9 protein-coding genes are annotated in these 13,944 nt (G+C 71.9%); 5 read left to right on the forward strand and 4 right to left on the reverse strand.

Features of this window, described 5'->3' with window-relative positions:
• Positions 1 to 277: 277 nt before the first annotated feature.
• Positions 278 to 2,050: a family 43 glycosylhydrolase gene (locus ACX27O_RS10840; RefSeq protein WP_210858104.1), complete on the reverse strand. Its 1,773-nt coding sequence runs from the start codon at positions 2,048 to 2,050 to the stop codon at positions 278 to 280.
• A 693-nt stretch (positions 2,051 to 2,743) separates the two neighbouring features.
• Here ACX27O_RS10840 and ACX27O_RS10845 point away from each other — a divergent pair.
• From ACX27O_RS10845 to ACX27O_RS10855, 3 genes are all read left to right on the forward strand, one after another.
• Positions 2,744 to 5,077, forward strand: a complete 2,334-nt coding sequence (locus ACX27O_RS10845; RefSeq protein ID WP_030332948.1) for a beta-L-arabinofuranosidase domain-containing protein — start codon at positions 2,744 to 2,746, stop codon at positions 5,075 to 5,077.
• Between the two features lie 159 nt (positions 5,078 to 5,236).
• Positions 5,237 to 6,175, forward strand: coding sequence for an NHL repeat-containing protein (locus tag ACX27O_RS10850; protein ID WP_358129379.1), 939 nt, complete (start codon positions 5,237 to 5,239; stop codon positions 6,173 to 6,175).
• Positions 6,176 to 6,306: 131 nt separating this feature from the next.
• On the forward strand, positions 6,307 to 7,182 hold the full coding sequence (locus ACX27O_RS10855; RefSeq protein WP_051708539.1) for an endonuclease/exonuclease/phosphatase family protein: 876 nt from the start codon (positions 6,307 to 6,309) through the stop codon (positions 7,180 to 7,182).
• A gap of 96 nt (positions 7,183 to 7,278) precedes the next feature.
• Here the strand turns inward: ACX27O_RS10855 and ACX27O_RS10860 are convergent, their stop codons facing one another.
• A complete protein-coding gene (locus ACX27O_RS10860; RefSeq protein ID WP_030332944.1) occupies positions 7,279 to 8,163 on the reverse strand; it encodes an MHYT domain-containing protein in 885 nt (294 codons plus the stop codon).
• Positions 8,164 to 8,329: 166 nt separating this feature from the next.
• Entirely contained in the window at positions 8,330 to 11,131 is a 2,802-nt protein-coding gene (locus ACX27O_RS10865; protein WP_030332942.1) for a DEAD/DEAH box helicase, read from the reverse strand.
• A gap of 86 nt (positions 11,132 to 11,217) precedes the next feature.
• Between ACX27O_RS10865 and ACX27O_RS10870 the strand changes: the two genes are divergently transcribed.
• The gene (locus ACX27O_RS10870) at positions 11,218 to 11,976 is read left to right on the forward strand and encodes an HAD family hydrolase (RefSeq protein WP_210860993.1); all 759 of its coding nucleotides are present in this window, start codon (positions 11,218 to 11,220) and stop codon (positions 11,974 to 11,976) included.
• 81 nt (positions 11,977 to 12,057) lie between these two features.
• Positions 12,058 to 12,975 carry an EamA family transporter gene (locus ACX27O_RS10875; RefSeq protein WP_036411586.1) on the forward strand — a complete coding sequence of 306 codons (918 nt, stop codon included), beginning with the start codon at positions 12,058 to 12,060 and terminating at the stop codon, positions 12,973 to 12,975.
• Here the strand turns inward: ACX27O_RS10875 and ACX27O_RS10880 are convergent.
• Positions 12,938 to 13,870, reverse strand: a complete 933-nt coding sequence (locus ACX27O_RS10880; RefSeq protein ID WP_358129446.1) for a diacylglycerol kinase — start codon at positions 13,868 to 13,870, stop codon at positions 12,938 to 12,940. The genes ACX27O_RS10875 and ACX27O_RS10880 overlap by 38 nt on opposite strands.
• Positions 13,871 to 13,944 lie beyond the last annotated feature (74 nt).

The following is a 13,944-nucleotide window of genomic DNA, read 5'->3' on the forward strand; positions in this document are numbered from 1 at the left end:
ATCGGAGACGACAGCAGCGGTCGCCGTCGCGGAAGCAGTGCGGGGAATCCTGAACCGACGTCCGGCATGCCCTGGGCGGACGTCGCGTTCCGAGGGGCCACAGCAGGTTCGCCCGGTGAACCACAGGTGCGGCCGCCCTCAACCATCGACTGTGAGCGATAACATGCCGTTCGTCAAGTCGTAACGGGCCGGGCCGAGGCCGGGTCACCGCGGTCGGGCCGGCGGGGCGCGTCGGCGTGCTGCCGGAGCCGCAGGAACACGGCTCCGGCAGCGCCGGTCACTGGAACGAGGCGTCGTCGACGAGGAAGCTGTCGGTGCCCTGCGCCGTCTCCACGTAGAAGGTGGCATTGGACAGCGTGCCGCTCCACGACACGGTCGTGGTGCCCGTGAGCAGCGTCCAGCCGTTGACGGTCACCCCCACCGCCGGGGTCAACTGGAGATAGCTCGTCGTGCCGCCGGCGGTCAGCGACAGGGTCGCCTTCGCCGACGGGGTGCCGCTCTGTGCGCGTACCCAGACGTTGGTGGTGTAGCTCTTGCCGTTGGTGAGCCGGGCGGTCACGTCCTGACCGGGACCGTTCCACGCGCCGGTGCGGCCGGTGATCGACAACGACCCGCCGCCGCCGTGCGCGACGGTGGTGTTCCGGGCGAGCGTTCCGCTGCCGTGCACACCCCAGCCCGTCGTGCCGTTCTCCACGTCGCCGTTGGTGAGCAGGTTGGCGCTACCCGCGGTGCCGCTGAACTGCCACCAGTTGATGTTGAAGAGGTTGCCGCTGCCGCCGGCGAAGCGGAGGTAGAGGTCGTGGGTGCCGGTGGCGCCGCTGACCGCGCAGGTGGTGGTGGTCCAGGTTTGCCAGCCGCCGGTGCCGCCGACGGTGCAGGTGCCCACGGTCGGGCCGGTGGCGCTGTCGAGGCGTACCTCGATCCGGCCGCCGCTGGTGGCCGAGGCGACCCGGGCGCTGAACGCTGTCGCGCCGGCGCCGAACGCGACGCCTTTGACCTTGATGTAGTCGCCGTTCTCGATCCAGCCGACGTTCATCCCGCCCTCGCTGGACGCCTCCGTCTCGATCCCCGCACCCCAGGCGATCGTCTCGGCCTCCTGGCGCACGTACGGGTTCAACGTGCCGATCTGCGGCGCGCCGGTGGTGGTCATGTTGATCGTCGGGAACGTGCCGTTGCTGTTGTAGGTGAACTTCTCCACCGCGACCGACCGGGTGTAACCGCCACCGCCGGGCAGGGCCCCGTTGTGATAGAAGAAGTACGACCCGCCCTGGAAATCAATAACCCCGGCGTGGTTGGTGAAACTCGCCCCCTGCCTCGGCATGATCGTTCCCCGGTACGTCCACGGCCCGGTCGGCCCGGTCGCCGTCGAGTACGCGAGGAACTCCGAGCAGCACTCCGCGGCGAACACGTTGTAGTACAGGCCGTTGCGCTTGAACACCCACGGCCCCTCCTCGTACAACGTCGGCCGACTCGCGTTGCCGGTACGGGTACCGAACCCCGCCGTCGTCAACGGAATCCGGGTGGCGCTGCCGGAGAACGAGATCATGTCCGGGTTCAACCTCACGTACCACAATCCCGGGTTTCCCCAGTACAGGTACGCCTGCCCGTCGTCGTCGATGAACGCGTGCGGGTCGATCTCGTTGTTGCCGACCAGGGGTCGGCCGAGCGCGTCACGGAACGGCCCGGTCGGGCTGTCCGCCACCGCCACCCCGATGACCATCTGCCCGTTCGAGCGCTGGCGCACCGGCACGTACCAGTAGAACTTCCCGTTACGCGCGATGACCTGCCCGGCCCACGCGTTGGCGTCCGCCCACGCGAACGTCGCCAAACTCATCGGCGAGCCGTGATCGGTCCAGTTCACCATGTCCGCCGACGAGAACACCCGCCACTCCCGCATGGTGAAGTACGTCGAGCCGTCCTCGTCGTGGCCGGTGTAGAGGTAAACCCGACCGTCGTGCACCATCGGCGCCGGGTCAGCGGTGTAGATGTGCTGGACGATGGGATTGTCGGCAGTGGCCGTGCCCGGGGTCAGGGCGAGGACGCAGGCCATGCTCGCCAGCCAGGCGATGGCGCGCCTGCCCCGGGTGGTGGTTCGATCTTGCACCTTCACGATTACTCCCACAGAGAGTGTGCCGTGCGCGATGTCCGCCTCGACGCGCCACCGCTGTCCTGGCTGCCGCCCGAACGGACTCTGCTGTCCGCACGCCAAGCAGCACGACCGGCGGCCGTGTTAGCGTTAACAGCTGTTGTCGGACGCCTCCCTCCCCGTCTGACCTGGAATTTTGCGAGACGCGGGATGACCGTCGTAACCACATCGCAGCATTGATGTATCGACGTTGACATCCAAGATTTACGATGCACCGTACTGAGCGACACGGCGGGCGTCAACGGTCGGGCACCCGCTCTTCATCCATCGCCATCCGTCACACAGGGTCACATTTTGCTGGCCCGACGCCCAGCCGGTGTCCGTTTCGGACCTTTGCGGTCCTCCAGCCCGACACCTCCGGGCCAGGTCGCCGCGCGGACGGGCCGGCGGGTCGATCCGGGGGTTGCGGGCATGTTAACGACCAACTATGTTAGCGATCACATCGATGTGCCGCGATAAGCGTCAGGGGTGGGCACCCGGCGTCCACAGCGACCGCGTCCCCACCACCCGCACCGCACCCGTCGTCGGCAGTTCACCGCCGACGACCCCGCCGCCATCGATGGCGGCCCCGACGTACCGGCCACCTGGAGGTTCCCCATGCCACCCCCGCCCCTCAGCCGCCGCCACCTGCTTCAGGCCGCCGGAGCCACAGTGGTGCTCTCCGCGACCGGCGCCGCCGTCGCGCCCGGGAGCGCGTCTGCCGCCATCGTGCCCCCGGCCCGCTCCGACATCGGCGTCTCGGCGTACCCGTTCGACCCCGGTCAGGTCCGACTCACCGCAGGCCGGTGGATGGACAACCAGAACCGCACGCTCAACTACCTCCGGTTCGTCGACGTCGACCGGATGCTCTACAACTTCCGGGCCAACCACCGGCTCTCCACCAACGGCGCCGCCACCAACGGCGGCTGGGACGCGCCGAACTTCCCGTTCCGGACCCACATGCAGGGGCACTTCCTGAGCGCCTGGGCGTACGCGTACGCGGTGCTGGGCGACACCACCTGCCGGGACAAGGCCAACTACATGGTGGCCGAGCTGGCCAAGTGCCAGGCCAACAACTCCGCCGCCGGGTTCGGCGCGGGTTACCTCTCCGGCTTCCCGGAGTCCGACTTCACCGCGCTCGAGGCCCGGACGCTGTCCAACGGCAACGTGCCGTACTACTGCATCCACAAGACCCTCGCCGGGCTGCTCGACGTCTGGCGCTACACCGGAAACACCCAGGCCCGAACCGTGCTGCTGGCCCTCGCGGGCTGGGTCGACAGCCGCACGAGCCGACTGAGCTCCAGCCAGATGCAGTCGATGCTGGGCACCGAGTTCGGTGGCATGAACGACGTGCTCACCGACATCTACCAGCAGACCGGCGACTCCCGCTGGCTCACCACCGCCCAGCGGTTCGACCACGCCGCCGTGTTCAACCCCCTCGCGGCCAACCAGGACCAGCTCAACGGGTTGCACGCCAACACGCAGGTGCCCAAGTGGATCGGCGCGGCCCGCGAGTACAAGGCCACCGGGACCACCCGGTACCGGGACATCGCCAGCAACGCCTGGAACATCACCGTCGGCGCGCACACCTACGCCATCGGCGGCAACAGCCAGGCGGAGCACTTCCGGGCGCCGAACGCGATCGCCGGCTACCTCAGCAACGACACCTGCGAGCAGTGCAACACGTTCAACATGCTCAAGCTGACCAGGGAGTTGTGGCTGCTCGACCCGAACCGGACCGACTACTTCGACTTCTACGAGCGCGCCCTGATCAACCACCTGATCGGCGGGCAGAACCCGGCCGACAGCCACGGCCACATCACCTACTTCACCCCGCTGCGCCCGGGCGGGCGTCGCGGGGTGGGCCCGGCCTGGGGCGGCGGCACCTGGAGCACCGACTACAACTCGTTCTGGTGCTGCCAGGGCACCGGCCTGGAGATCAACACGAGGTTGATGGACTCCATCTACTTCTACAACGGCACCACACTGAGCGTGAACCTGTTCACCCCGTCGGTGCTCAACTGGACGCAGCGCGGCATCACCGTCACCCAGAGCACCAGCTACCCGGTCAGCGACACCAGCACCCTGACCCTGTCGGGGACGATGAGCGGCTCGTGGAGCATCCGGGTGCGGATCCCGTCCTGGACCAGCGGCGCGACGATCACCGTCAACGGCACTGTGCAGAACGTCGCCACCACCCCCGGCAGCTACGCCACCGTCACCCGCACCTGGGCCGCCGGCGACACCCTCACCGTGCGACTGCCGATGCAGGTCGCCATGCGGGCCGCCAACGACAACGCCTCGGTCGCCGCCGTCACGTACGGCCCGACGGTGCTGGCCGGCAACTACGGCAACACCGCGCTCAGCGCCCTGCCCGCACTGACCGTCTCCTCGATCGCGCGTACCAGCACCAGCTCGCTCGCGTTCACCGCCAGCGCCAACGGGTCCACCGTCAACCTCGCCCCGTTCTACGACGCCCACGGCTACAACTACACGGTCTACTGGAACACCAACGGCGGCGGCAGCACCGGCGGCAGCTACCGCCTGGTGAACGTCGGCACCGGCCTGGTCCTCGGCGTGCAGAACATGTCCACCGCCGACGGCGGGCTGGCCGTGCAGTGGGGCGACAGCGGCACCGCCGACCACAACTGGGTGATGGTGACCGACGGCAACGCGGTGCGGTTCCGCAACGTCCACAGCGGCAAGGTCCTGGGCGTGGAGAACATGTCCACAGCGGACAACGCCCGGGTCCTGCAGTGGGCCGACAACGGCACCGCCGACCACCGCTGGATCCTCGTGGACAACGGCGACGGCTCTTACAAGATCCGCAACGTCAACAGCAACAAGCTGCTGGGAATCCTGAACGGGTCGACCGCCTGGGGAGCGCAGGCCGTGCAGGATTCCGACAACGGCAGCGCGGACAACCGGTGGAGGCTCGTCCGCAACGCCTGACATCCGCCCCACCCCCGGGCTCACCGGCGCGGTCACCCGAAGGCCGCGCCGGTGACGCCGGGCGGGCGCCCGGCAGCGGCCGTACAGTGGGGAGGGTCCTGGCCCCAGTGAACGCGGCGGACGTGTCGGCTCGTGCCGCTTCCGCCCGGAAGGAGCACAGTGAACCGCCCCCTGCGCACCACACTCGTCGGCGCGTTGACCGCCGCCATGCTGGCCACCGTCGCCGTCGCGCCGGCGCAGGCGCACCCCGCCGGGCGGCCACCGGCCGTCCTCGCCCTCCCCGACGGGTTCCAGCCCGAGGGCATCGCCACCGCCGGCCGGTACGCCTACTTCGGCTCCCGCGCGACCGGCGCCATCCAGCGCGTCGACCTGGTCACCGGCCGGAGCACGACGATCGGCGCGGCCACCGGCACCCCGTCGCTCGGTCTCAAGGTCGACGCCCGTGGCCGGCTGTTCGTCTCCGGCGGCACGGCCGGCGACGCCCGCGTGCTCGACACCCGCACCGGCGAGGTGCTGGCCCGCTATCAGCTCGCCACCGCCCCGACGTTCGTCAACGACGTGATCCTGACCCGCGACGCCGCGTACTTCACCGACTCGAACCGGCCGGTGCTCTACCGGCTGCCGTTCGGTCGCGGTGGGTCGCTGCCGCCCGCCGACGCCGTCACCACGATCACCCTGACCGGCGCGTACGAGCAGGTCGGCACCGGCGTCAACCTCAACGGCATCACCACCACACCGGACGGCCGGGCGCTGATCGTCGTCCAGTCCAGCACCGGCACGCTGTACCGGGTCGACCCGGAGACCGGCGCGAGCACCGTCGTGGACGTGCCGGGGCACACCTTCACCAACGGTGACGGACTGTTGCTGCTCGGCCGCACCCTCTACGTCGTGCAGAACCGCCTCAACCTGATCGCTGTGGTCCGGCTCAACCACGCCGGCACCGCCGGAACCCTCACCGGCACCATCACCGACCCGAACTTCGACGTGCCCACCACCGTCGCCGCGGCGTTGGGCCGGCTCTACCTGCCCAACGCCCGGTTCACCACACCACCGACCGCCACCACGCCGTACACGGTCGTCGCGGTCCGCGCCCACTGAGCGACCCGAGGGGGTGCGCGCCACGCGGGTGCCCCCTCGGCCCGCCGCTCTGGATCTCCATCGTGGCTGGACCGCCAGTAGGATCACTGGCACCTCGGCGATGACTGTCGCCTCGTGCATCCGGAGTCCGTGTGGCCGCCCGTTCGAACCGTTTCCTGCGCCGCGCCCTGGCCGTGGGCTGCCTCCTCGCCGTCGCCGCTCTGCCGACCGCGGCGCCAGCCGCACGACCGACCGCACTGCGCGCCGCACCGGCCGACGCCCCGCAGGTCACCGTGCTGCGGATGCTGCAGATGAACCTCTGCAACAGTGGCCGCGCCGGTTGCTACACCGGCCGGGCGCTGGCCAGGGCCACCGAGGTGATCACCGCCGAGACGCCCGACCTGGTCACCCTCAACGAGATCTGCGCGAACGACCTTGCCGTCCTGCGCCGCGTGTTCCAGACCGTCCACCCCGGCCGGACCGTCGTGGCCGCGTTCCAGGCCGCCGGTGACCGACCGAGCGGCGACGACACCCGCTGCCGCAACGGCCAACGATTCGGCATCGGGCTGCTGGCCCACGCGCGGGCAGCGGCCGGCCCGGGCACCGTGTACGCCGGAACCCATCCGACGCAGGACCTCGCGGACCCCGAGGAACGGGCCTGGCTCTGCGTCGACGCCGACGGCGCCCTGCTCGCCTGCACCACGCACCTGTCGGCCACCGGCTACCGCGTCGCGCTCACACAGTGCCACCACCTGCTCGACGTCATCCTGCCGGGGATCAGCCGCGACGCCGGAAGCCTGCCCACCGTGCTGGCCGGCGACCTCAACCTGCGCGCCGGCCACGACCCCGACGTGCGGACCTGCACGCCGACCGGCCATCAACGCATCGACGACGGCCGGCTGCAACACATCACGGCGACCCCGGACATCACGATCTGCTGTCGCACCGTGGTGCCCATGCGCGAGGCGACAGATCACCCCGGGCTGCTGGCCACCCTCACCGTCGGCCGCAGCCGCCGGCCGGCCTGACCCGCCGCCGCACCGGCGCGGACGGCGCGGGCCGGGCCGGGCGGCGTCAGCGCGGGCCGAGCCGGGCGGCGTCAGCGCGGGCCGGGCCGAGCGGCGTCAGCGCGGCGGTGTGTCCCGGCGGGACGGGAACGGCGTACCCGGCTGGCCGAGGGTGGAGCGGGCCCGCAACCCGACCGGATCGGGAGCGGCGGTGGGCGCCGGGGCCTCCGGTGCGGCGAGCCGCCGCCCGTCCAGGTACGCGGTGGCGGCCCGGTCGTCGTCGGTCGGAGCGGCCAGCAGCGCGTAGAGCAGACCGACCACCCCGAAGATCACCGCCAGCACGATCGGCACCAGCAGGGTGCTCACCCCGGTGCCGGTCACCTCGCCGGTCCCCTCGTGGCGGTGCACCGACAGGGCGCTCATGCCGGTGAAGTGCATCCCGTTGACGGCGATCCCCATGACCAGCGCGGACGCGAAGATCACGACCCCCCGCCGGACGGTCATCGCGAGCCACAGGGCGACGGTGGCCGCCACCACCGCGATGACCACCGAGAGCACCACCCGGACGGTGTCGTAGCCGAGGCTGCCGTTGAGGCGCATGGCGGCCATCCCGGTGTAGTGCATGGAGGCCACGCCGACACCGGTGAAGAGGCCGCCGGCGATCAGGCGTACCGGATTGAGCCGGCCGGTGCCCACGATGGCCAGGCCGATACCGACCGCCACCACGGCGATGGCCGTGCTGGCCGCGGTCAGCGGCACGTCGTAGCGGATCCGGGTGTTCTCGACAGCGAAGCCGAGCATGGCCATGAAGTGCATCGCCCAGATGGCGGTGCCGCCCAGCGCCCAGGCCGACAACAGACCCCACCATGCCCGCTGACCGCCGGTCCGGGCCGTGCGAATGCGTCCGGCGCAGACCAGACCGAGGATCGATCCGAGCACGGACAGCGCGTAACTCAACGCGGGCGTGATCCACCCGTACTCAAAATGATTGATTTCCGCCACGGCGGCTTTCTCCCCATTCGTTACCGGCCCGTCAACACGACGCCTCGGCAATGATCAGGGGTGCCGTGATCAGGCGCAACAGCGCCTTGGCGGCTATTCGTAAGGTGCCGTCGCGGTAACCGTCCGCTGCGTCGATTCGCCGACGAAAAATGACGGATCGTCATTGTCAGGCGGACGTGTGGTAAGCGAGAACGCCCCGATTGACCGCCGCTATAGCCTGTCGCGCCGTGGAGCGCAGCTCACTTGCGGCGCCACCGGAGTCGGCAATCTGACCGAGCAGGTCGACGACCTGTCGGGCCCACCGAACGAAGTCACCGGCGGGCATCTCACCATCGATCTCGTGCCCGCTGCCGAGCACCTTGGCCAGCGCCTCACCCCGAGCCCACCGGTAGACCGGCCAGGCGAACCCGAGATCCGGTTCCCGGGTCGCGGTCAGCCCGCGCGCCGCCTCGTCGGCCTCGATCTCCCCCCACAGCTTCAGCGTCTCGTCCACCGCGTCGGCCACCGGCCCGCGCGGCAGCGACGCCCGCTCGTCGACATCACGGCGCGCCTCGAACACCACCACCGACACCGCGGCGGCCAACTCGGCCGGCGACAGCCCGTTCCACACCCCCCGGCGCAGGCACTCGGCGACCAGCAGGTCCGCCTCGGTCCAGATCCGGCCCAGCATCCGACCGGCGTCGGTGACCGCGCCGTCGCGGGCGAGGTACCCCCGCTCGGTCAGCAACGCCACGATCCGGTCGAACGTCCGGGCGAGGGACCCCGTACGGCCGCTGACCCGCTGGCGCAGCTCCTCGGTGTCGCGCTCCAGCCGCCGACGCCGCTCCGCCCAGCGGGCGTGCTCCTCCCGCTCCGGGCAGGCGTGGCAGGGGTGGTGGCGCAGCTCGGTGCGCAGCTGGGTGATCCGGTGGTCCTCGCCGGTCACCTGCCGCGAACGCCCTCCGCGCCGACCGCCGTGCCGGTCCAGGCCGGTCCCGCTGACCTCGGCGGCGAGATCCCGCCGGGCGGCCGGTGACCGGTGGTTGAAGTGCTTGGGCACCCGGATGCGGGCCAGCACCTCGGCCGGTGTGGTGAAGTCGCCGGGGCTGACCCGCCCGGCCCAACGGTCCTGGGTGAGCACCAGCGGCCGGGGCTCACCGAACCCGCCGGTCGCCGGGTCCAGCACCACCGCCAGACCGGCCCGCCGGCCCGACGGCACCCGGATCACGTCACCGACGCGCAGCCGCTCCAACGAGGCCACCGCGGCGGCCTTGCGCTGGGTCTGCCCCTGCCGGGCGATCGCCTTCTCCCGCTCGGCGATCGCCACCCGCAGCGCGAAGTACTCGTCGAAGTCGCCGTGGTGGCAGGCGGCCTCCGCGCCGTACGCCTCGATGGTCTCGGTGTTGCGCTGCACCTGCCGGGCCAGACCGACCACCGACCGGTCCGCCTGGAACTGGGCGAACGACGACTCCAGCAGAGCGCGGGCCGGCTCCGCGCCGACAGTGCCGACCAGGTTCACGGCCATGTTGTACGACGGCCGGAAGCTGGAGCGCAGCGGGTAGGTGCGGGTGGACGCCAACCCGGCCACGTGCCGCGGGTCGGTCTCCGGGGACCACACCACGACGGCGTGCCCCTCCACGTCGATGCCACGGCGCCCGGCGCGCCCGGTGAGCTGCGTGTACTCCCCCGGGGTCAGGTCGACGTGCGCCTCGCCGTTGTACTTCACCAGCCGTTCCAGGACGACGCAGCGGGCCGGCATGTTGATGCCCAACGCCAGGGTCTCGGTGGCGAAGACCGCCTTGACCAGGCCACGGACGAACAGCTCCTCGACGACTTCCTTGAACACCGGCAGCATGCCCGCGTGGTGGGCGGCCAGGCCGCGTTCCAGACCGTCCAGCCACTCCCAGTAGCCCAGGACCGACAGGTCCTCCCCGGGAATGGCGGTGACCCGGGACTCGACGACCCGGCGGATCTCGGCCCGCTCCTCCGCCGAGGTGAGCCGCAACCCGGCGGCGAGGCACTGCTGCACCGCGGCGGCGCACCCGGCCCGGCTGAAGATGAACAGGATCGCCGGCAGCAGACCCTCCCGGTCCAGCCGGTCGACGATGTCGGGGCGCATCGGGCCACGCCAGCGCGGGCCACGACGCCCGGCACCGGGGCCAGCGCTGCGCCCCTCGCCCAACTCCAGCCGCCGCACGGTCTCCCGGGTGTAGCGCAGCAACTCCGGGTGCACGTCGTGCTTGCGCGCGGCGTCGGCGTCGTGGAACAGGTCGAACATCCGCTTGCCGACCAGCATGTGCTGCCACAACGGCACCGGCCGGTGCTCGCTGACCACCACCGCGGTCTCGCCGCGCACGGTGACCAGCCAGTCGGCGAACTCCTCGGCGTTGGACACGGTCGCCGACAACGAGACCAGGGTGACCGAGGCCGGCAGGTGAATGATCACCTCTTCCCACACCCCGCCGCGGAACCGGTCGGCCAGGTAGTGCACCTCGTCCATCACGACGTACGCGAGGCCCTGCAGGGTGCTGGAGCCCGCGTAGAGCATGTTGCGCAGCACCTCGGTGGTCATCACGATCACCGGCGCGTCGCCGTTGATCGCGTTGTCGCCGGTCAGCAGGCCCACCTGCTCGGCGCCGTACCGGGCGACCAGGTCGTGGTACTTCTGGTTGGACAACGCCTTGATCGGCGTGGTGTAGAAGCACTTGCGCCGCGCCGGTGGGGTCGTCGCGTCGGCGGCGGGCACCGGGTCGTCGGGTCGCCCGCGCAACGCCAGGTGGACGGCGAACTCCCCGACCACCGTCTTACCGGCGCCGGTGGGAGCGCAGACCAGCACACCGCTGCCCCGTTCCAGCGACTGACACGCCTCCCGCTGGAAGTCGTCGAGGTCGAACCCCAGCTCAAGGGCGAACTCGTCCAACGCCGGAAACTGTGCGGCTTGTGCGGCCTTGCGGCGCGCCGCTGCGTACCGCTCGGCGGGGCTCGACATGGCACCAAGATTAGTGCGTGCCGAGTCACAGCACCCCACAAGGCCGTCCCGAGGGGCGGTCGGGGGCGGTCGGTAGGGTGCACGGCGTGCCGGACCATGCCGAACCGCCCCAGACCAGTCCGCCGGGCACCGCCGAGCGCCGGGCGTCCCGACGCCCGGTCAAGGCGGTGCTCTTCGACTTCCACGGCACCCTGGCCCAGGTGGAGGACTCCCAGCGGTGGGTGCTGGAGGCCGCGGCGGCGTGCGGCGTCACCCTGGACCGGGTCCGCGCCACCGCACTGGCCGACCGCCTGCTGACCGCCGGACGCGCCGGCGGGCCGCTGCCGGCGCGGGTGCCACCCCGACTGGCCGAACTGTGGGCCGACCGGGACCTCTACCAACACGCCCACCGGGGCGCGTACACCGGGCTGGCCGAGACCGTCGACGCCGGCATCGACGGCTTCGCCGACGCGCTCTACGAGCGGCTGCTGACCGCCGACGGCTGGCAACCGTACGCCGACACCGCCCCCACGCTGACCGCGCTGCGCGACGCCGGGGTGCCGGTGGCGGTGGTCAGCAACATCGGCTTCGACCTGCGGCCACACTTCGACACCTGGGGGCTGACCGACCTCGTCGACGCGTTCGTTCTCTCGTACGAGGTGGGGCGGTGCAAACCCGACCCGGCGATCTTCTGGCGGGCCTGCGGCATGCTGGGCGTCGATCCGGAGCAGACCCTGATGGTCGGTGACACACCCGCGGACGCCGGCGCGGTGGCCGCCGGCTGCTCGGTGCTGGTGCTCCCGGCCGCCGAGCCGGGTCGGGAGAACGGCCTGGGCGCGGTGCTCGACCTGGCCCTGCCGGGCTGAGCGACACCGGCCCGACCCGCGCCTTGTTGGTCACTGAGGTGGACACCGCCGCGCCGTGGCCCGGGCGCAACGCCTACCGTCGTGCCCGTGACGGACACCCTGCTGCCCACGCCACCCTCGGGCGAGACACGACCGGCCCGGCGCGGTGGCGTGGCCGCCGTGGGGCTGGTGCTCGGCGGGGCGCTGTCGGTGCAGTTCGGCGCCGCCGTGGCCGCGTTGCTCTTCCCGCGTACCGGGGTGGCCGGCGCGGTGACCCTGCGGCTGACCATCGCCGCGGTGCTGCTGCTCGTGGTGTGCCGGCCCCGGCTGCGCGGACACGACCGCTCGGCCTGGCTCGCGGCCGGCGCGTTCGGGCTGGCGCTGGCCGGCATGAACTCGCTGTTCTACCAGGCCATCGAACGCATCCCGCTGGGCCCGGCGGTGACGCTTGAGGTGCTCGGCCCGCTGGCGTTGTCGGTGTTCTCCGCCCGACGCCTGGCCAGCTGGGGCTGGGCCGGGTTGGCACTGGCCGGGGTGGCGCTGCTCGGGCAGGGCGGCTTCGACCGGCTGAACCCGGTCGGGGTGGCCTTCGCGTTCGGCGCGGGCGCCATGTGGGCCGCGTACATCGTGCTGAGCGCCCGGGTCGGCGGCCGCTTTCCCGGCGCGGACGGGCTGGCCCTGGCGCTGACCGTCGCCGCGGTGGTCACCCTGCCGCTGGGCATCGTCGACGGCGGCGCGGTGCTGCTCGACCCGCCGGTGCTGGCGCTCGGCGCCGCCCTCGCGGTGCTCGCCTCCGGGCTGCCCTACACCCTGGAACTGCTGGCGCTACGGCGGATGCCCACCGCCACGTTCGCGGTGCTGATGAGCCTCGGCCCGGCCGTCGCCACGCTCGCCGGGTGGCTGGTGCTGCGGCAGGCGCTGACAGTGCTGGAGTGCGTCGCCATCGCGCTGGTCATCGCGGCGAGCATCGGCGCGGTCCGGGTCAACGCAGCAGCCGCAGGGCGGCCGGAACCGCGCTGATCGTCACCGGCAGGGCCAGTGACCGTTCCCCGTCGGCGTACGAGGTGATGCCCTCGGCGGCCACCTCCACGGTGCGGGCCCGGAAACTGCGCACCAGCGGGTGGCTGACGTGGGTGCCCTGATAGATGCGCGGCTTCACCCGGACCAGGGTCCGCCGGTTGACCCGACCCGCCACCACCACGTCGAGCAGCCCGTCGGTCGGGTCCGCGTCCGGGCAGATCCGCATGCCACCGCCGTACGTCGGGCAGTTGCCCACCGCCACGAGCACCGCGTCCAGGTCGTGCGGCACCCCGTCGAGGCGCAGCGTGTAGCGGCGGGGGCGCAGCCGGGCCAGCTCGACCAGGATCGCCAGGTCGTACCGGCGTGGGCCGCGTGGCCAGCGCATCCGGTTGGCCCGCTCGTTGACGATCGCGTCGAACCCGGCCGCGAGGACCGCCCCGTACCACCGCTCGACGCCGTCGACGCCGACCATCCGGGCCAGGTCGACGGGTCGACTGCGGCCGTCGCGCAGCGCCTCGCCGATCATCACCGCCGCCGCGAGGGGGTCCGCCGGGAAACCGGTGTCCAGCGCGAAGTCGTTGCCGGTGCCGGCCGGGATCGGGCCGAACGGCACGTCGGTGCCGGCGACCGCCTGCAACGCCCGGTGCACGGTGCCATCCCCACCGACCGCCACCAGCGCGCCGGCGCCGTCGGCCACGGCGGCCCGGCACGCCGCCTCCGCCTCGGCGGGGCTCGACGCCGGCAGCAGCCGGATCGGCCGCCCGGCGACGGCCAACCCGTCCAACAGCCGGGGCAGCAGGGCCCGGTAGCGTCCCCGACCCGCGGTCGGGTTCGTGAGGACGGCCACCGGGCCACCGGGGAGCGGGGCGCGGTCGACCGGTTCACCGGCGACCAGGGCTCCGTCGGTCGGTCCGCCGGCGGCGGGCAGGTGATCGTCTGCGGTCACGGGCAGCACCGTACCGGTCGGAC

It is taken from the genome of Micromonospora sp. SD19 (assembly GCF_054462275.1).

Excerpts from the sequence above, each read along its gene's own strand:
- ACX27O_RS10840 (WP_210858104.1), bottom strand. The coding sequence starts at position 2,050 with ATGGCCTGCGTCCTCGCCCTGACCCCGGGCACGGCCACTGCCGACAAT.
- ACX27O_RS10845 (WP_030332948.1), top strand. The coding sequence starts at position 2,744 with ATGCCACCCCCGCCCCTCAGCCGCCGCCACCTGCTTCAGGCCGCCGGA.
- ACX27O_RS10865 (WP_030332942.1), bottom strand. The coding sequence starts at position 11,131 with ATGTCGAGCCCCGCCGAGCGGTACGCAGCGGCGCGCCGCAAGGCCGCA.